The 18,445-nt window shown below is 66.1% G+C and carries 20 protein-coding genes; 6 read left to right on the top strand and 14 right to left on the bottom strand.

Annotated features, from left to right (window positions below; all coding sequences use genetic code 11):
* Position 1: 1 nt before the first annotated feature.
* The 11 genes from murD to AC1VVM_RS08195 form a co-directional block, all read right to left on the bottom strand.
* The gene (gene murD / locus AC1VVM_RS08245) at positions 2-1,348 is read right to left on the bottom strand and encodes a UDP-N-acetylmuramoyl-L-alanine--D-glutamate ligase (protein ID WP_482956294.1); all 1,347 of its coding nucleotides are present in this window, start codon (positions 1,346-1,348) and stop codon (positions 2-4) included.
* 4 nt (positions 1,349-1,352) lie between these two features.
* A complete protein-coding gene (gene mraY / locus AC1VVM_RS08240; protein WP_132389350.1) occupies positions 1,353-2,423 on the bottom strand; it encodes a phospho-N-acetylmuramoyl-pentapeptide-transferase in 1,071 nt (356 codons plus the stop codon).
* 17 nt (positions 2,424-2,440) lie between these two features.
* Positions 2,441-3,946, bottom strand: coding sequence for a UDP-N-acetylmuramoyl-tripeptide--D-alanyl-D-alanine ligase (locus AC1VVM_RS08235; RefSeq protein ID WP_132389348.1), 1,506 nt, complete (start codon positions 3,944-3,946; stop codon positions 2,441-2,443).
* A 7-nt stretch (positions 3,947-3,953) separates the two neighbouring features.
* The gene (locus tag AC1VVM_RS08230; RefSeq protein WP_482956293.1) at positions 3,954-5,429 is read right to left on the bottom strand and encodes a UDP-N-acetylmuramoyl-L-alanyl-D-glutamate--2,6-diaminopimelate ligase; all 1,476 of its coding nucleotides are present in this window, start codon (positions 5,427-5,429) and stop codon (positions 3,954-3,956) included.
* Entirely contained in the window at positions 5,426-7,180 is a 1,755-nt protein-coding gene (locus tag AC1VVM_RS08225) for a peptidoglycan D,D-transpeptidase FtsI family protein (RefSeq protein WP_207904733.1), read from the bottom strand. The genes AC1VVM_RS08230 and AC1VVM_RS08225 overlap by 4 nt, the downstream gene beginning before the upstream one ends.
* A 17-nt stretch (positions 7,181-7,197) precedes the next feature.
* Positions 7,198-7,767, bottom strand: coding sequence for a hypothetical protein (locus tag AC1VVM_RS08220; RefSeq protein ID WP_482903506.1), 570 nt, complete (start codon positions 7,765-7,767; stop codon positions 7,198-7,200).
* Positions 7,764-8,786, bottom strand: coding sequence for a 16S rRNA (cytosine(1402)-N(4))-methyltransferase RsmH (rsmH, locus tag AC1VVM_RS08215; RefSeq protein WP_482903505.1), 1,023 nt, complete (start codon positions 8,784-8,786; stop codon positions 7,764-7,766). The genes AC1VVM_RS08220 and rsmH overlap by 4 nt, the downstream gene beginning before the upstream one ends.
* A complete protein-coding gene (locus tag AC1VVM_RS08210) occupies positions 8,783-9,280 on the bottom strand; it encodes a division/cell wall cluster transcriptional repressor MraZ (RefSeq protein WP_132389338.1) in 498 nt (165 codons plus the stop codon). Before AC1VVM_RS08210 ends, rsmH begins: the two co-directional genes overlap by 4 nt.
* Before the next feature lie 712 nt (positions 9,281-9,992).
* Positions 9,993-10,352 (bottom strand): hypothetical protein, encoded by a 360-nt coding sequence (locus tag AC1VVM_RS08205; RefSeq protein ID WP_482903504.1) that lies wholly within the window; start codon positions 10,350-10,352, stop codon positions 9,993-9,995.
* A gap of 16 nt (positions 10,353-10,368) precedes the next feature.
* On the bottom strand, positions 10,369-11,379 hold the full coding sequence (locus AC1VVM_RS08200) for a cysteine synthase A (RefSeq protein ID WP_482903503.1): 1,011 nt from the start codon (positions 11,377-11,379) through the stop codon (positions 10,369-10,371).
* 136 nt (positions 11,380-11,515) lie between these two features.
* Complete coding sequence (locus tag AC1VVM_RS08195) at positions 11,516-11,833, bottom strand: 2Fe-2S iron-sulfur cluster-binding protein (protein WP_132389334.1); 318 nt, start codon at positions 11,831-11,833, stop codon at positions 11,516-11,518.
* Between the two features lie 105 nt (positions 11,834-11,938).
* Between AC1VVM_RS08195 and AC1VVM_RS08190 the strand changes: the two genes are divergently transcribed.
* Positions 11,939-12,556 carry a DNA-3-methyladenine glycosylase family protein gene (locus AC1VVM_RS08190; protein WP_482956292.1) on the top strand — a complete coding sequence of 206 codons (618 nt, stop codon included), beginning with the start codon at positions 11,939-11,941 and terminating at the stop codon, positions 12,554-12,556.
* Here the strand turns inward: AC1VVM_RS08190 and AC1VVM_RS08185 are convergent.
* On the bottom strand, positions 12,553-13,686 hold the full coding sequence (locus AC1VVM_RS08185) for an acyltransferase family protein (protein ID WP_482956291.1): 1,134 nt from the start codon (positions 13,684-13,686) through the stop codon (positions 12,553-12,555). The genes AC1VVM_RS08190 and AC1VVM_RS08185 overlap by 4 nt on opposite strands.
* 4 nt (positions 13,687-13,690) lie before the next feature.
* Positions 13,691-13,990, bottom strand: a complete 300-nt coding sequence (locus AC1VVM_RS08180) for a 4a-hydroxytetrahydrobiopterin dehydratase (protein ID WP_132389328.1) — start codon at positions 13,988-13,990, stop codon at positions 13,691-13,693.
* A gap of 92 nt (positions 13,991-14,082) precedes the next feature.
* Between AC1VVM_RS08180 and ccmA the strand changes: the two genes are divergently transcribed.
* The 5 genes from ccmA (at position 14,083) to AC1VVM_RS08155 (ending at position 18,092) form a co-directional block, all read left to right on the top strand.
* Complete coding sequence (ccmA, locus tag AC1VVM_RS08175; RefSeq protein ID WP_482956290.1) at positions 14,083-14,661, top strand: heme ABC exporter ATP-binding protein CcmA; 579 nt, start codon at positions 14,083-14,085, stop codon at positions 14,659-14,661.
* Positions 14,658-15,317 carry a heme exporter protein CcmB gene (locus tag AC1VVM_RS08170; RefSeq protein WP_482903499.1) on the top strand — a complete coding sequence of 220 codons (660 nt, stop codon included), beginning with the start codon at positions 14,658-14,660 and terminating at the stop codon, positions 15,315-15,317. Before ccmA ends, AC1VVM_RS08170 begins: the two co-directional genes overlap by 4 nt.
* A 100-nt stretch (positions 15,318-15,417) precedes the next feature.
* Positions 15,418-16,560 carry a sulfotransferase family protein gene (locus AC1VVM_RS08165; RefSeq protein ID WP_482903498.1) on the top strand — a complete coding sequence of 381 codons (1,143 nt, stop codon included), beginning with the start codon at positions 15,418-15,420 and terminating at the stop codon, positions 16,558-16,560.
* Between the two features lie 30 nt (positions 16,561-16,590).
* On the top strand, positions 16,591-17,214 hold the full coding sequence (locus AC1VVM_RS08160) for a carboxymuconolactone decarboxylase family protein (RefSeq protein WP_132389320.1): 624 nt from the start codon (positions 16,591-16,593) through the stop codon (positions 17,212-17,214).
* Positions 17,215-17,639: 425 nt separating this feature from the next.
* The gene (locus AC1VVM_RS08155; RefSeq protein ID WP_132389318.1) at positions 17,640-18,092 is read left to right on the top strand and encodes a hypothetical protein; all 453 of its coding nucleotides are present in this window, start codon (positions 17,640-17,642) and stop codon (positions 18,090-18,092) included.
* Between the two features lie 34 nt (positions 18,093-18,126).
* On the opposite strand, the gene AC1VVM_RS08150 is transcribed toward AC1VVM_RS08155, so the two are convergent.
* Positions 18,127-18,432, bottom strand: a complete 306-nt coding sequence (locus tag AC1VVM_RS08150; protein WP_482903496.1) for a DUF1294 domain-containing protein — start codon at positions 18,430-18,432, stop codon at positions 18,127-18,129.
* Positions 18,433-18,445: the final 13 nt, after the last annotated feature.

Here is an 18,445-nt window from a genome sequence, read left to right as displayed (position 1 = left end):
GCTACTGCTTCTCCCCTGCGGCCGCCGTACCCTGCATTTCCAGCAGGGCCTCGACGATCTGGCGGAAGGCCAGTCCGCGCGCTTCGTAATCGCGGAACTGGTCGAAGCTGGCGCAAGCGGGCGAAAGCATGACGACATCGCCGGGAACGGCTTCGGCCATGGCTTCGCGGATAGCTTCGGCCATCATCTCGCTGCGGTGGACGCGCGTATAGGGCGCGAGGATCTCGGCAAAGCGCGGGCCGGCGTCGCCGATGGTATAGGCGGCGGCGATATTGCCAAAATAGGGCGCGCACTCGTCGAGGTCGTCGCCCTTGGGCAGACCGCCCAGGATCCAGTGGATGCGCGGCTTGGGATCGGGCGGGAAAGCCGCCAGCGCAGGCGCCGCAGAGGCCGGGTTGGTAGCCTTGGAATCGTTGATGTAGAGCACGCCGTTCGCCTCGGCCACGCGCTCCATGCGGTGCGGCAGGCCCCGGAACTTGCGCAGCGCCGGCTTCCACTTGGCGGCCGGAATGCCCAGCGCCTCGACAATGGCGACAGCGACGGCGGCATTCTGGAGGTTGTGCGGACCTTGCAGCGATGGCCAGTTCTTCTGGAGCGCGGCGATATCGTGGCCGTCCACCTCGCGCACGAGACCGGGTTCGCGGCGGGCGCTCTCGACTGCGGCAATGTCCGCCGTCTCGGCATCGCCGGTGCCGAACACGGCGGGGCGGTGCGCATCCTGCATCGCGAAGAGGCGCGCCTTGGCCTCCGCGTAGGCCGCAAAGCTCTCGTAACGGTCGAGATGGTCGGGCGTGATGTTGAGCAGCGCGGCGACATCGCAGTCGAGACTGCGGGTCAGGTCGATCTGGTAGCTCGACAGTTCGAGCACATAGACCCCGCCCTCGGGCAGCGGATCGGCGGAGAGCACGGGCACGCCAATGTTGCCGCCCACGCGCGAATCGACGCCGGCCGACTTGAGCAAGTGCTGGACGAGCGACGTGGTGGTCGACTTGCCGTTGGTGCCGGTGATCCCGATCACGCGGTGCGCGGGCAGGCTGGCGCGGGCGAGCGCGAACAGCTCGATATCGCCGATCACCGGCACGCCATAACGGCGCGCGGCTTCGGCGATGGGATGCGTGTTGAGCGGCACGCCGGGCGAAACGATCACCCCGTCATAGCCGGTAAGATCCGCCGTGACGGGATCGGCCAGCTCCGCGCGGCCGGCGATCAGCTGGCGCGGCTCGTCGCGCGCGTCCCAGGCCATGACATGCGCGCCACTGGCCAGCAGCGTCTCGACCACGGCAAGGCCGGATCGGGCAAGGCCGAGGACCGCGTAATGCTTTCCGGCGAAGGCGGGAGAAACGATCACGCGCTTATCGCAGCTTGAGCGTGGACAGCCCGATCACCGCAAGGACGATCGAGATAATCCAGAAGCGGATGACGACGGTCGATTCCTTCCAGCCCTTCTGTTCGAAGTGGTGGTGGATGGGTGCCATGCGGAACACGCGGCGGCCGGTGCGCTTGAACCAGACAACCTGGATGATGACCGAAACGGCCTCCAGCACAAACAGCCCGCCGACGACGGCGAGCACGATCTCGTGATGCGCGGAAACGGCAATGGCGCCGAGCGCGCCGCCAAGTGCGAGGCTGCCGGTATCGCCCATGAACACGGCTGCGGGCGGCGCGTTGAACCACAGGAAGGCCAGGCAGGCGCCGATGATCCCCGCGCAGAACACCGCCAGTTCGCCCGCACCCGGCACGTGCGGAATGCCGAGGTAGGTCGCATAATCGACGCGGCCGGCGAGGTAGCAGATGATCGCGAACGTACCTGCGGCGATGATCACCGGCATAGTCGCAAGGCCATCGAGCCCGTCGGTCAGATTCACCGCGTTGCCCGCGCCCACGATCACGAAAGCGGCGAAGACGTAGTAGAACGGCCCCAGTGGAATGTACCGGCCCGAAAGGAACGGCACGTAGAGGTTGGTATTGAGCTGGCGAACGATGATGTAGGCGGCAATGCCCGCCACCACGAACTCAAGGCCAAGGCGCAGCTTGCTGGAAAGCCCGGCGGTGCTGCGTTTGGCGACTTTATCGTAATCGTCGAGGAAACCGATGATTCCGAAACCGACCGTCACGGCCAAGCAGGCCCAGATGAACGGGTTCGACATGTCCATGAACAGGATCATCGCGCTAACCAGCGCGGTCAGGATCATCAAACCGCCCATGGTCGGCGTGCCGCGCTTGGCAAGGTGGCTTTGCGGGCCGTCCTCGCGGATCGGCTGGCCCTTGCCCTGACGGACGCGCAGCATGTTGATGAAGCGCGGACCGATCAGCAGGCCGATGCCTAGCGCCGTCATCAGCGCCGCGCCCGAACGGAAGGACTGGTAGCGGAAGAGGTTGGCTAGTCCCTCGAAGTGGAACCACTCTGCGATGAGATAAAGCATCTTCTGGGGGAACCCCCCTACCCTTCCTGTTTACCGAGGTCCGTCACCAGAGAAGCCAGCCCAACCGAGTTCGAGCCTTTGACCAGGATCACATCGCCCTGCTCCAGCCCGAACGCCCGCAGCGCGTCGACGGCTTCCCGCACGCTCAGGCAATGCGCGAAGGGCACGCGCTTGCCAAGCGGAACGCGGCCCGTTTTCCCCGATTCCGCAGATTCGTCCGCGCCGAGAACCTCGGCAAGCGCGCCCATCTCGTCGCCGACCAGCACGGCGTAGTCGATCCCGGCAGCGGCAAGCGGTTCGGCCAGTTCGGCGTGGAAGGCCGGGCCATGCGCGCCCAGTTCCTTCATCGAACCCAGGACCGCGATTCGGCGCGTGGCGGGCGTGCGGCCAAGCTGCTCCAGCGTTGCCCGCATGGAGGCGGGGTTGGCGTTGTAGCTTTCGTCGATAAGCAAAGCGCGGCGGCGGCCCTCGGCGTCGGGCTCCCCACCCGGAACGTCGATCTGGAGCCGCGCGCCGCGCCCCGGCAACCCGCCCATTTCGGCGAGCGCCACGCCAGCGGCGCCGAGGTCACCCTTGACCGCGCGCACCGCGGCCATGACCGCGAGAGAATTGATCACATGATGTTCGCCCGGCGTCGCCACCGTGTAGCAGACGCGCCGGTCGCGCATGTCCACCGTCACCAGCGAGCCGCCGCCGATGGCCGGCACGGTGTCCAGCAGGCGAACGCCCGCATCGGCCGCTTTGCCAAACGAGACGATCTGGACGCCCAACGCCTCAGCCGCTTCCTTGAGGCGATGGAAATAGGGGCTGTCCGCCGGAATCACGGCAACGCCGCCCGGTTCGAGGCCTTCGAAGATCTCCGCCTTGGCATCGGCAATCGCCTCCATCGAGCCCAGCATCTCGATATGGGCCGGCGCGATGGTGGTGATGACGGCGACGTTCGGGCGCACCTGACGGGTCAGCGCGGCGATCTCGCCCGCGTGGTTCATGCCCATCTCGAAAATGCCGAAACGCGCCCGCGCCGGCATGCGCGCAAGGCTGAGCGGCACGCCGACATGGTTGTTGTAGCTCTTGACCGAACGGTGGGCGTCGCCACGGCTTGCACGGTCCAGCGCGTCGAAGATCGCTTCCTTGACGCCGGTCTTGCCGACCGAGCCGGTCACGCCGATCACCGGGCCGCGCGCGCGGGCCCGCGATGCCGCGCCAAGCCGTTCGAGCGCCTCGGTCGTATCCTCGACAAGAATGTGCGGGCCATCGACCGGGCGGTCCACCACCACGGCGCCCGCGCCCTTCGCGAAAGCGCCCTCGACGAAGCGGTGTCCGTCCATCGTCTCGCCCTTCAGGGCAAAGAACAAGTCTCCCGGCTGCACGTCGCGGCTGTCGATCTCGACGCCGGAGACGGTGAAGTCACCACTCGCCTCACCCTTCATCACCCGCGCGAGTGTGGCCGAATCCCACAGTGCTTGGGTCAAGTCCTCGGCGCCCTCGGCGGGCCATTCGAGAATCCGGGCGTGCGCGTTCATGGCATTCCTACCTTCCAACCGTACCGGCCATTTCCCTGGCTACGGTGACGTCGTCGAATGGCAGCACGCGAACAGTGTCGCCGCTGCCGATGATCTGCCCCTGTTCGTGCCCCTTGCCGGCAACGAGGACGATGTCCCCTTGCCAGGCCTCGGCAACGGCCGCGCGGATCGCCTCGCGCCGGTCGCCGATTTCGCGTCCCTTTCCGTCCATGCCGGCAAGCACCATGGCGCGGATAGCGGCAGGGTCTTCGCCGCGCGGGTTGTCGTCGGTGACGATGGCGAGGTCTGCCCCCTCTGCCGCCACTTTGCCCATTTCGGGGCGCTTGCCCTGATCACGGTCGCCACCGGCGCCGAAGACCACGATCAAACGACCGTTCACATGCGGCCGAAGCGCGGCAATCGCCGCCTCCAGCGCATCGGGCGTATGCGCATAGTCGACATAGACCGGCGCGCCAACCGAAGAGATCGCCGCCCGCTCAAGCCGCCCGCGCACGGTGACAAGGCGCTTCATCGCGTCGAAAGTCGTATGCGGATCGCCGCCGGTCGCCAGCACCAAACCCGCCGCAACAAGGGCGTTCGCCGCCTGATAGGCCCCGATAAGCGGCAGCTCGAGCACGCGGGATTTCCCGTCGTACTCGAGCTCCAGCTTCTGGCCGAGTCCGCCCGGCGTGCGACCCGAGAGGCGGATGCTGGTGCCCTTGGCACCCACGGTGAAACACTTGAGCCCGCGCTTTTCGGCGTGGGCAATGGCCTTGTCCGACCACTCGTCGTCGGCCCAAATCACGGCCGTGCCGCCTTCGACGACCACTTCGTCGAACAGGCGCATCTTGGCCGCGAAATAGTCGTCCATGTCGGCGTGGTAATCGAGGTGATCGCGCGACAGGTTGGTGAAAGCGCCTGCCGCCACATGCGGCCCTTCGATGCGGAACTGCGAAAGACCATGGCTCGACGCTTCGTAAGCGACATGAGTCACGCCTTCGCGGGCAAGGCCGGTCAGGTTCGCGAGGAACGTGACGATATCGGGCGTGGTGAGCCCGGTCGAAACCGTCTCGTCGCTGGTGGTCACGCCCAGCGTCCCGATCGAGGCGGCGCGTTGCCCGGCCATGCGCCAGAGCTGGCGGGTCAGCTCCACCGTCGAAGTCTTGCCGTTGGTGCCGGTGACGGCCACCAGCGTTTCGGGCACCGGCTGGAAGAACGATGCGGCGAGCGCGGCGAACAGGCGGCGCGGTTCCGGATCGGCGAAATGGATCGCGCCTTCCACCTTCGCCTCGGGGCGAGCAACAATGGCGACCGCACCAGCCTCGATGGCGGCGGCGATGTAGTCCTCGCCATTGAACTTCGCGCCCTTGAAGGCGCCGAAGACGGTTCCGGGCGCAACTTTGCGATGATCGATCGCAAATCCGGTCACATTCACGTCCGCGCCTGCGGGAGCCGGGATACCGGTTCCATCATTCACAACAGCGCAGAGGGCACTCAACTTCATTCTTTGTCGCTCCCCGCCGGAACCAGCGGCTTGAGGTCGGAAATATCGATGTCGCGGGTTTCGTCCGGCATGATGCCCAGCAGCGGCCCGATACGCGGAATGACGCGAGAAATCACCGGCGCCGCATTGAAGGCCGCCGTACGCTGGAACGAAGTGGCCTCGGTGCCCTGCGGCTCGTCCATCATGGCGATGACCACGTAACGCGGGCGGTCCATCGGGAAGGCCGAGGCGAATGTGGCGATCAGCGAGTGGTGGCGATAGCCGCCGGCGCCGGGCTTTTCGGCCGATCCGGTCTTGCCGCCGACGCGGAAGCCCGGAGCATCCGCCTTGCGGCCGGTACCGTAAGCCACGATCATGCGCAGCAACTGACGGATGCGCGCGCTGGTGGCGGCGGTGAATACGCGGCGACCTTGCGGGACTTGCGAGGCATCCAGCTTCTTCAGCGTCGCCGGACGCCAGATGCCGCCATTAACGAGCGCCGCATAGGCCGAGGCAAGATGGAGCGGCGTCACCGCGATGCCGTGCCCGTAAGCGACCGTCATCGTGCGCAGGCGCGGCCATACGCCGCGCGGCCAGAGCGGGAAACCGCGCGCGGGCAGCTCGATCTGGGGGCGCTCGTTCATGCCGAGCGATTCCATCGTCTGCTTCAACTTCACCCCGCCCAGTTCGTCCGCGATCTGCGCGGTGACGACGTTGGACGAGTGGATCAGCGTCTCCGGCACGTTCAGCGAGGCGCCGAAGTTATGGCTGTCGTGAATGGTGAAGCCCGCCACATGAAGCGGCGTGGCCGGCCAACGGCGGCCGAGATTGGTGATCGTGCCGGCATCGAGCGCGGCCGCGATCGTGATCGGCTTGAAGGTCGAACCCAGTTCGTAGACCTGGTTGGTCACGCGGTTGAAACCGTGCGGCACATCGCCCTGCGCGGCCTGCTCGGGGGTGATCATCATGTCCGAAGGCTGGACGTGGTTGGGATCGAACGAGGGCAATGAAGCCAGCGCCAGCACTTCGCCGGTATCGACATCGAGCACCACGCCCGCCGCGCCCTTGGCCTTGCTGAGGCCCATGCCGCGTGCCAGCTCGTCCTCCAGCGCGCTTTGCACGCGGAAGTCGATCGAGATCTGCGCCGGTTGGGCACGGCCTTCGGGGCTGGTGAGTTGCTTGTCGAACGCCTCTTCCATGCCGACCTGGCCCTTGCCATAGCTATCGACATAACCAAGCACCGATGCGGCCATCGATCCCTGCGGATAGAAGCGGGTGGCCTCCAGCGGATATTCCAGCGCGGGCTCGCCCAGCGCGTGGACCTTGTTCGCGTCCTCGGGAAGGATCGACTTGCGCAGATAGCCGGGCTTGCCCGACGACAGCTTGGAGATCAGGTCCTTGCGGTCAAGATCGGGGAAGATACGGATCAGGCCGTCCGCCACTTGCTCCGGCGTGTGGATCAGCGCCGAGCCTTCGCTCATCGCCTTGGGATTGAACCAAAGCGAATAAGTGCTGAACTCGCGCGCCAGAGGCACGCCGTTGCGATCGACGATCTCGCCGCGCTGGGGCACCAGCAGGCTCGAAAGATCGCCGTCACGCCCGCCGGGGCCCGTCACGCCGAGCCAGCAGATACGCGTCAACGCCAGAACCCCCACCAGCGCGAAAACCCCCAGGATCCACAGCGTGCGCAGCTTGGCGACGAGCAGCGAGCGCTGCCGTACGTTCACCAGCTTGCGCCGCCCGGTGGATACCGTGGTGGGGATCGCGCCCATGGGGAAGGCGGGAGCGTTCACTGCTGGGCAGCCTCCGCCACTTCGATGCGTGCCAGACGCTTGCCGAGACCGGCGGCGTCACGCAGCATTTCCTCACGCTCGGGATCGCGGCTCTTCAAACCGACGCCCACCGCGCGCGCCGCCGAGGCTTGCGACGGCGTGGCCGCATGCGCGGGGTCCACCGGCGAGACCATCGCCAGCAGGCCGGTGCCTTCCTTCGCCCCGGTCTCCGCCGGGGCCGCCTGTTCGGCATTGGCATAGCGGATCGGCTGCGGCGCACCCGGACCCATCGGCTTGCCCAGCGCGGCAAGCTGGCGCTCGCCCTCGATGTACTGACCGGCCGAAGGCGCCTTGTAGCCGAACTCCAGATCGTTGAGCTGGTTCAGCGCCTGCTGGTTGGAGCGGGTCTGGAACTCAGTCTCAAGGAAGTTGATCGACTGCTGCACGCGCACGATGTGGTTCTCGGTCGAATGGACCTCGCTTTTCATGGCGTTGACACGGAGAGTGAGCGCAATGGTTGCCGCGCCGCAGACCAGCAGCACGGAAATCCACCCGATCGAATGGACGCGGTCGCGCGTGAGGTTCATGCTGCACTCCTGTCTTTGGGCCGGTGCTTGGTCGTTGTGGGGGCTTGGGTCCGCACGGCACTGCGCAGCGTGGCCGAGCGGGAGCGGGGGTTGGCTTCGAGTTCGGCTTCGCCGGGGCGAACCGCCTTGGCGACTTTCTCGAACGTGGGCTCCGCACCGCCGCTGACTTGCGGCAGATGGCGCGAGGTGGTTCCGCCCTGCCCCGCCGCGTCGCGCAGGAAGCGCTTCACCTTGCGGTCCTCAAGGCTGTGGAACGTGACGACGGCAAGCCGTCCGCCTGCGCGCAGCACGGTTTCCGCGCCGGCAAGGCCCTGGTCCAGCTCATCCAGTTCACCGTTCACGTGGATGCGGATCGCCTGGAAGGTGCGGATCGCCGGGTCCTTCGGCGGCGCGCCCTTGCCGCCCTTGTAGGCCGGGTTGTAGCCAAGTGACTTGCGCACGACGCGGGCCAGTTCGGCGGTCGTTTCCAGCGGCCGGGCCGCGACGATCGCGCGGGCGACGCGGCGCGACTGACGCTCCTCGCCATACTGGAACAGCACGTCGGCGATCTCCGCCTCGTCACCCTCGTTGACGAAGTCGGCGGCCGAGCGGCCGTCCTGGCTCATCCGCATGTCGAGCGGGCCATCGGAACCGAACGAGAAGCCGCGCTCTGCCTGATCGAGTTGCATCGAGGACACGCCGATGTCCATCACGACGCCGTCCACTTCTGCCACGCCGACTTCATCGAGACCGGCGACGATCTCTGAAAAGCGGCGCGCGTGCAGCACCAGACGCGGCGGGCTAGCATCCAGCTCCGGCCACTTGGTGCGGTTTTCCTCGATCGCGGCAATCGCGTCGGGATCGCGGTCGAAGGCATGAACCGTCGCGCCTGCATCGAGCAGACGGCGCGTATAGCCGCCCGCACCCAGCGTGCAGTCGACAATGACGTCGCCGCCCCGGGGGTTCAGGGCGGCGACGACCTCCTCCAGGAGGACGGGCACGTGGGGTACTCCCACGGGAATAGTGCGTGATGCGGTCATTTGCGGCCCACCTTGGCCAGATCCTTGGCGGCGAGGCTGCGGCAGGCGGTCTGTGCCGCCTTCCATCCTTCATCCATTTCGTAGAGGCTCTCGGGCGACCAGACGGTGAAGAACCGCCCATTGCCACGGAAGTAGAGCTGGTCGGTCACGCCTGCGAGCGCGGAGAGGTCTTCCGGCAGGACGAAGCGGCCCGAGCCGTCGAAGGGAACCTCGTAAGAGGCGTAAATGTCGCTTGCCCGCTTGTCGGCATCGAATTCCTTGCCGGCGCGGATGGCCATGTCCTGCTGTTCCTTGAGCTCTTCCTCGAACTCGTCGATGCGCGAGAGGCCGAAGCCGACAAGGCAGGGCCAGCGGTCATGCGTGGTCAGGCAGAGCAGGTCCTTCCCGCTCGATTCGCGCACGGTGGGGCGGAATGCGTTGGGCAGCACGAACCGGTTCTTGTCGCGCAGAAGCGAGAAGCCTTGTCCGTTGTATATGTATGGCCGCCCCGCCATGACGATGCCGCCCGCCCTTTCCTGCCCTGTTCCGGTCGATGTGTTTCGGCCGGTTCGCCCGGCACGGCCGGGTCCGCCTCGACATGACCGATCCGCCCCCGCCGCCGCCAATGCAGCAAGGTCCGGCTCCCTTGCAGGAGCACGGCAAGACTCAGCCATTCCGATTGACCGCCTTTGTATAACGGGAGGGCGGGGGATAAAAGGGAAATTTGGGGATCAATGGGAACAATTCCCCGATTTCTCTCCGAATTGGAGTGGGCTCATATCCGCAAGAACCCGTCGATTAACCTGGCATTAACTCCATAAGTGATTGATTTTATGTAGTTGAGTCTCCGGTAAAATACCTAACCCGGATCGTCCCCAAACGCCCCCATTCGATCCCCACTTTTCAGGCGGCAGAGCAGGATATCGCACACCGCCGGCGGATCAGCAGGATCCCGGCGCGCCGAGACCCGCGGAAAAACACGATATCGAGGCGGGCCCCGTCGGTGGACGGCAAGAAGGGACACCGCAGATTCGGGAGAGCAAGGACATGTGCATCCCCGGATTTCCCCCAAACGACCCCGATCAGCGCCATCCCGTCATTTCCCCGGAGCGCGATACCTTCCCCGGAAATCCCCAATAGACGAATCCGGGAATCCGCGGCGGCATACCAGCGGGCAAGGACAGGGGAATCAGGAAGGCCGGCGACCATGCGCCGGCGATCGCGCGCTTACTGCGCGTCGAGCGGGGGATTCCCGGTAGTATCTGCGGCAGAGCCCGTTGCGCTCGGCGTCGGCGAGGGATCGGAGGCCGGCACCACGCCGATGTCGGCCAGCGGATCGGCGACCTGCCGCTTGGGCTTGGCATCGACCGCGACCACCGCGCGGATCGGATCCTCGGCATCGACGAGCCGCGCGCGGTCCATGATGATATTGGCCAAGCCGACGATGAGCAGCATCGCGCAAAGGCCGAAAAGGCCCACTTGCAGGCGGTGCACGGCCTGCGCGCGCAGTTCGCGCGCGGACGGCGGCGCGAAGTGCTGCACGGTCACGACCGGTTCGACCAGACTGGGCGGAATGTTTCCTGCCATCGGCAGGCCGTTTACCTCAGCTTGCCAGCCAAGGGAAGACCGGCAAGCCTTTCGCCTCCAGCCATTCGCGATTGTAGAGCGAGGAAAGGTAGCGGAAGCCGGTATCGCACAGGATCGTCGCCACCCGCACGTCGCGCTTTCCGGACGCCACGAGGTCGCGCCCGAGCGCAATCGCGCCCGCCACGTTGATGCCCGAGGACAGGCCCAGGCACAGCCCTTCTTCCGAGAGCAGACGGCGCACCCATTCGAGGCCTTCCTCGTCGGAAATGCGGTACTGCGTATCGATCGGCGCGCCTTCGAGATTGGCGGTGATTCGGCCCTGACCGATACCCTCGGCCACCGAATTGCCTTCCGCCTTCAACTCGCCGTGCGCGTAGTAGTTGAACAGCGCAGCGCCGTGCGGATCGGTAAGTGCGATCGTGACGTTCTCGTCGAAGGCCTTGAGGCCAAGTCCAGTGCCCGCGATCGTGCCGCCAGTGCCCGCCGCGCAGGTGAAACCGTCGATGCGGCCGTCCATCTGCTCCCAGATCTCGGGCGCAGTGCTCTCGATATGGGCCTTGCGGTTGGCGATATTGTCGAACTGGTTGGCCCAGATCGCGCCCGGCGTCTCTTCGGCGAGGCGGCGCGAGGTGTGGACGAAGTGCCCGGGGTTCGAGAACGGCGCGGCCGGGACCAGAACCAGTTCAGCCCCGAGCGCACGCAAGGTGTCCATCTTCTCGCGCGACTGGGTTTCGGGCATGACGATGATCGTCTTGTAGCCGAGCGCATTGGCGACAAGCGCGATGCCGATGCCGGTATTACCTGCCGTGCCCTCGACAATCGTGCCGCCGGGCTGGAGCAGCCCTTTCGTTTCGGCGTCGCGCACGATCCACAGCGCCGCGCGGTCCTTCACCGAGGCGCCGGGATTGGCGAATTCGCACTTGCCCCATATCTCGCAGCCGGCAGCTTCGCTGGGGCCCTTGAGCAGAACGAGCGGCGTGTTGCCGATGAGGTCGAGAGTGGAGCGCTGAGGTACGGGAGCAGTCATGTCCGCACACCTAGGAACGCGAAGGCCAAGGCGCAAATGAATTGCGCTTTAGGCACATAAAGCGTGGATCGTTTTCCGGTGAGCCGATACCCGAAGCGGCGCCTGTCCGGCATCGCTTCGGGCCTGGAACCACGGCTCAGTCTTCCTGAGCGATCGTGACCTTGCAGCCTTCGAGCGCGTCGGTGATCGGCACCTGGCACGACAGGCGCGAGTATTCGTTGCGGTGATCGGAGCTGTCGAGCAGGTCGTTCTCGTCCTCGCTCATCGCGGGAAGCTTGTCCGCGAAAGCCGGGTCGATGTGAACGTGGCAGGTCGCGCAGGAGCAGCAGCCGCCGCACAGCGCCAGCAGTTCATCGAAACCACTGTCACGAATGGTCTCCATCAGCGTGCGGCCAACACTTGCTTCAACGGCCGACTCTTCACCCGACTGATTGATGACGATGATCTGCGGCATTCTCGTCCATCCTTTTCTGATACAGCATGTATCATAACATGCCCATTCCGGCCTTTGCCCGTGGCTGCTAAAGGCTGCAACCCCCTTTGGCAAGAAAGACGCAGAATGGGCTTGAGCGCTGACGCACTGAAATTTGGACTGGACGAAATCGCCGCACGCGAACCGGCCATGGCCCTTGCGCTCGAACGCGCGGGCTATCCGGAACCGCGAATCCGCGCGACAGGCTATGCCACGCTGCTGCGCACGATCGTTGGCCAGCAGGTATCGGTCGCCGCTGCGGCCTCGGTATGGAACAAGCTGGAGATACGTCTGGGCGAAGGCATCGCACCGGAGATGCTTCTGGCCGCCGAGTTCGACGCGCTGCGGGCCTGCGGCCTCTCCCGCCAGAAGCAGGGTTATGCGCGGTCACTGTGCGAATTGGTGATGGCGGGATCGCTCGACCTCGACAACCTGCCCAGGGATGACGAGGAGGCCATTGAACAGCTCGTGCGGATCAAGGGCATCGGGCGCTGGTCGGCCGAGATATACCTGCTCTTCGCGGAAGGACGGCCCGACATCTGGCCCGCGGGCGACCTTGCCGTGCAGGCCGGGCTGCACAAGATCCTCGGCCTTGATGCCCGGCCCAGCGAGAAGGAAGCCCGCGAACTGGCGGAGCAATGGCGGCCGCACCGCGGCGCGGCGGCGATCTTCACCTGGCACTGCTATAACAACCCGGCGCTTTAAGCGTTCACGACGTCCGGTGCCGGCGCGAACATCCGCGCCTCCATCCAGCGGCGGATGCGCGGGGACTGACGCTCGGTCAGCAGCGAGATCAGCGCGCAGGCGGCCACCACCACCGCCAGCAGCGCTGCAAAGGCCATGGGACTGCGCCCGGCCACCAGCCCATGCGAACGCGCCAGTTGCAGCAGCGGCCAGTGGAACAGGTAGAGCGTGAAGGAAAACCCCGCGAGCAGCGCCGCCGGCTCCTTCATCCGCATGACCGTCTCCGCGAAACGCTCCGCCACCGGTCGCAGCGAAACAAGGGCCATGACCATGATCAGCCCCATCGCGAAATCGGCGAGCGCCCACTCCGACCACTGCACTTCGCCCGGCCACCAAGCCTTGAGCAGCGGATTGAGCACCGCACGGTCGACCTCGAACAAGGCGAGCGCAAGACAGAGGCTCACCGCCATCGCGACCGGCGCAATCGGCAGCGGCAACCGCCTCGCGGCCGGTGTATGCGTCAGCACGACGCCAAGCAGCCAGACCGGCATCAGCAAGAGGATGGCCCCGCCCGCGCTGAAGCAGCCGATGATGAGGGTCGCCACCCGAGCCCAGCCGCGCAGGAACACTGCCATCGCGAAGATCGCGTAGAACCACACCTCGTAGCAGAGCGACCAATATGGCGGGTTCCACACCGGCGCGGGCATGCCCGGCCAGGCGCTGACGAAGGCCATCGGCGGCAGCAGACGACTGGCCACCGCGATAGGATCGTTCGGGCTGTTATCGATGGCCACGGGCAGCGTCCCTGCCAGCACATAAGCCGCCAGCACCGCGAAAAGCAGCGCCGGGATCGCCACCGGCAGAATGCGCGAGACGCGGGCGACGAAATAGCGCGGCAGGCTGGACCGACCGCCGAGCACCGAGCTGCTGATGACCAGCCCCGAAAGCACGAAGAACACGATCACGCAGTAATGCTGCATGCGCAGGCCGAACGGAAACGGCCCCCGATAGATCCCCAGCTGCACGGCATGGCCCACCGCCACCAGCAACGCCGCGCCGAAGCGCACGAAATCGAGCAGGACCGAAAGCGGCCGGGTCAGGAACCGCGCATCGGCTTCCGTCGGTGCAAGGTTCGATATGGGGTCGGGCACGGCCTCAGGCCGGGGGTGCGATGCCGTCGATGAAGCCGGCCAGCGCCACATCGCGCTCGCTCAGCCCTCCGGCGTCGTGCGTGGTCAGCGTGATTTCCACCCGGTTGTAGACGTTGAACCACTCCGGGTGGTGATCGCGCTTCTCGGCCTCGATGGCGACGCGGGTCATGAACCCGAAAGCCGCGTTGAAATCCTTGAATTTCAGCGTGCGGACGATGGCCATACCATCATCGCGCAGTGTCCAGCCGGGAAGCGTTTCCAGCGCCTGCGCGCGCTCGGCATCGGTGAGACGGGCGATCGACATGGAATCCTCCTCTGCCACCGGTAGTTATGGCACACCTTGGCCCGTTGGGCTCTGCTTGGCAGCCCCGCGCCTTTCTACTATCGCAGGGTCGCATGCAAGGGGCATCCATAGCAATCGAAGATCTCGCGTGTCGGCGTGGGGACAGGGTCCTGTTCCGCCGACTCTCGCTGCGTCTTGCTGCCGGAGAGGCGCTTCACGTCACCGGGGCCAACGGCGTGGGCAAGTCCAGCCTGCTGCGCATCGTCGCCGGGCTTGCCCCGGCTTTTGGCGGACGCGTGGAAACCAGCGGCACGATCGGCCTTGTCGACGAGCGCCACGCGCTCGACCCCGCGCTTCCTCTCGGCCGGGCGCTGGCCTTCTGGCGGGGGCTGGACAGCGCGGGCGATCACGCGCTGGAGCGGCTTGGCCTTCCCGCCCTGCTCGACGTTCCCGTCCGCTATCTTTCGACCGGCCAGAAGAAGCGTGCTGCCCTTGCCCGCCTGATCGGGCAGAATGCGGCGATCTGGCTGCTGGATGAGCCGCTCAACGGGCTCGACGGCGATGCGGCAGCCTTGGCCGAGACACTGGTTGCCGAGCATTGCGCCGGTGGAGGAATTGCCCTGATCGCCTCGCACCAGCCCTTTGCCCTCGCCCACAAGCGCACCCTCGCGCTCGGCGAGCACGCAGCATGAGCGGACGTTTCGCCCCCCTGCTCAAGCGCGACCTTGCGCGCCTGCTGCTGGGCGGGCGCGGCGGCGGAGCGATGATGCCGGTGCTGTTCTTCCTCTCGGTCGCCATGCTCTACCCCTTCGCGGTCGGCCCGGACGTACCACTGCTGGCGCGTACCGGCGGCGGCGTGATCTGGGTAGCAGCGCTGCTCGCGGCGATCCTGCCGCTCGACCGCCTTGTCGAACCCGATATCGAGGCGGGCATGTTCGACCAGTGGGCGCTGCGCGGTATTTCCGAGGAAATGGTCATCGCCGTGCGCGTGTTGGCCCATTGGCTGAGCTTCGGACCGCCGCTGATGCTCGCCGCCCTGCCGGCTGCCGCGCTGCTGGGAATTGCGGGGCGGACGCTCGCCATCGTCGAGCTTGGCCTGCTGGCGGGAACGCCCGGCCTTGCCGCGCTGGGCGTCACCGTTGCCGCGCTCACCGCGGGGCTGCGCGGAGGCGCCGCGCTCGCAGGGCTACTGGTGATCCCGCTGGCGGTGCCGGTGCTGATTTTCGGGGCGGGAAGCCTTGGAACTGGCGGGACCAGCGGCCTTGCCCTGACGGCAGCAGCCAGCCTGGTGCTGCTGGCTATCGCACCCTTCGCAGGCGGCGCGGCGGTACGAACCGCGCGCGGCTGAAAGCGGCGCCTTCATCGCCCCAGCGGTTGGCACCCGCCGCTCCGGCCACGCATAGTCTTCCCGTAACGATCCGGCCCAAGCCGGACGCCGGGAGAATGCGATGCTGGGCCATCAGGAACTGATCGACGAGGCGAAACGCCAGACCGGCCTGAGCGATTTCGGCGCCGACACGTTTCGCGAAGGGCTGGAGATTCTGACCACCTCGCTTCAGAGCGAGGCCCGTCTGAATGCGGCGGGCGAGCAGGCTCTGACCGAGCGGATCGTGCTGCACCTTCGCCAGCGCCTGCTGATCGAGGACTGGTACCGCCGCCATCCCGAAATCGACGAAGAGCAGATCGTCGCCCCGCTGTTCGGCGTCAGTCTGCCGCGCACGGGATCCTCGGCGCTGTCGTTCCTGCTCTCCAGCGACCCGGAAATCCGTTACTTGCGGGTCTGGGAGAGTTCGCAGCCCTGCCCTCCTCCCTCGACAGTCACCGGACCGGATCCGCGTCGCGGCGTAGCAGCGACCAGCGGCGATGCCCTGCTCAAAGGCGGCAAGCGCACACCTTCGGGGATTGATGGCGCCATGGAGTGCCAGGACCTCATGGCGCTCGATTTCCGCAGCCAGATCTTCCAGGCTTTCGCGCAAGTGCCGACTTATTCGGACTGGCTGCTCAATGCCGATCTTTCCAGCACTTACGCTTATGAAAAGCGCGTGCTCAAGCTACTGCAATGGGGCGCGCCGACGCGGCCGTGGCGGCTCAAGGCGCCGACCCACATGCTCTACCTTGATGCGCTGGTCTCGGCCTTTCCAGATGCGCGCTTCGTGATGACGCACCGCGATCCGGCCGAAGTCATCCTCTCGGTGGCGACCGTCTATGCCGACATCATCGGCAAGTTCACCGACCATCTCGACCTCGAATACCTCGGCGCGCTCAACTTGCGCTGCTGGTCCGAGGCAATGAACCGCGCCATCGCCTTTCGCGAGAAGGGCAACGACCACCGTTTCCACGACATCCACTTCCGCGCCATGCACAAGGACCCGCTGGGCGAAGTGCGCGCGCTCTACGCCTGGCTGGGCGAGGACGTCTCACCCGCTTTCGCGCAGGCCATGGCCGACTGGTGGAACAGCAACGCCAGTGCTGAGCGCATGACCAAGCCGGATCCGGCCCATTTCGGGCTCGACCTCGCCGCCGTGCGCCAGCGCTTCACCCCTTATCTCGAGCGCATGGAGCGCTGGGCGCCGTTCGATGCGACGGCATGATCCTTCCATCCAGACACAGGTGACCAGACAATGAGTAAGGCGAACAGCGGCCGGGTGAATTTCGACGAGGCCGCACGGATGGCGCAGACGGTGGAAGGCGGGCCGCGCTACGCGCCGCTGCGCCTTGAGGATGTCAGCCCCGAAGGGCAGGAGCAGGTCGACGCGATTCGGGCCGCCTTCCACATTCCCGAAAGCCGCCCCTTCCCCGATGTCAGCCTGATCACGCTGCGCCATCCCGGCATGTTCAAGGGCCAGATGGTGCTGGGCATCGAACTGGCGGCACGTGGCACGATCCCCGGACGCGAGCGCGAGCTGATGGTCCTGCGCCTGGCGCGAATCGCAGGCGCGCCGTTCGAATGGTGCGAGCATGTCGATATCGGCAAGGCCTTCGGCATCACCGCCGAAGATCTCGACCGCGTGCTGGAGGGTTCTTCCGCCCCGGGCTGGAGCGAGCACGAGGCCGCAATACTGCGGGCGGTGGAAGAACTCGTGGCCGATCACTGCATGGCCGATTCGACCTGGGACACGCTGGCAAAGACCTGGGACGAGAAGCAGATGCTCGAAGCACCGATGCTGGTCGGCTCTTATCTGATGACGGCACTTCAGCAGAACACGCTGAAAATCCAGCCGAAGGGCGGTTTCGACTACCGCTAATTTACCGCCGCCCACGGCGCGGTTTTCACTCGATAGCAAAATGAAGCGCGCGCTGCCCATGGGCGGCGCGCGTTGACATGTCTGTGGACAAGTCCGGTACTATTCCGGGATATGCAGAGGACAGACAGTGCATGACTTGTGGATGCCACGGGGAGAACCCTGTGGACCGTCCGGAGGAAAAGTCCGGCACAACCCCGGTAAAAGCCGTTAAAAAATGGGCCGGGGCGGTTCCGCAAGAAACGAAATCCGGCCCGGCCCAGTTGGACAGGAAGGGCAGTCTCGGCGCCCCATGACAAGCGCCGAACCTGGGTCCTCGGGTGCAGGCTTGACGGCCAGGACAAGCTGCGTATCAATGGCTAATGATAATCATTCGCAATTGCAAGCATGATCTCGTATAGCCCGTTTCGTAACCTGGAGAGCCCGCCATGTACCAGTACGTCGATCGCCCCCTGAGCACACTCGACGAGGGCTGCCGCTTCCTCGTCTGGTCGATGCGCGCGTGGGTCACGACCCTTGCCCAGCGCCGCTGCCCAGCCGAAGCGCTGGCCCCCGCCTTCGCCCGCTGGCGGATGATCGGCGGGCTCCAGCCATTCCACCGCGCCATGCTGATCTTCAACCGCGACGCACTGGAAACCTTCGCTTTTTGCCCGATGGCCTGCGACCACGTCTCCGAGCATGAGGCGGTGATCCTCGAACTCGTCACCTCGCTGCGCGATCGCGGCGCGCAGGAAACGCGTGGGACGCTGGAACTGGTCGTGCAGGAAGACGCCGTGGGCGACGTGCTCGAAACGCTCTCCAAGCTGGGCGCGGCGCTGGCGATCGCCGGGATCTTCCCGGGACAGCCGGTCGAAGCACGCGGGGTTCAGGGTCGCGGCTGAACCGATTCGCGCCGCATGAGCGGAAGGCGGGCGCTCAGAAGACGCCCGCTGCCCCGCCCCACTTGGCCGCAAGAACCGCCAGCCCAACCACTCCCGCGCATTGCAGGACAACGATCGCCTTCAGGTAATTCACGAAGGGCTGCTTGCGCGTCTTGTGGCGGAACAGGCGCCTTGCCAGCAGCGCACCCGGTGATCCGCCCAGCGCGGACAGCGTCAGCAGATGCCGCTCGGGAACGCGCCCGCCGCCGCGCCGCGACTGCGCCTTGTCGTAGCCAAACACCGCAAAAGTCCAGAGGTTGAGGCCGCAAAGGCCGGCGGCAACAAGCAGAGGCGCATTCATGTGGCAGCGCCTA

Source organism: Novosphingobium sp. BL-S-33 (genome assembly GCF_056857025.1).
Note: the sequence above shows the minus strand (reverse complement) of the source record. Positions and strands in the feature narration are given on the sequence as shown.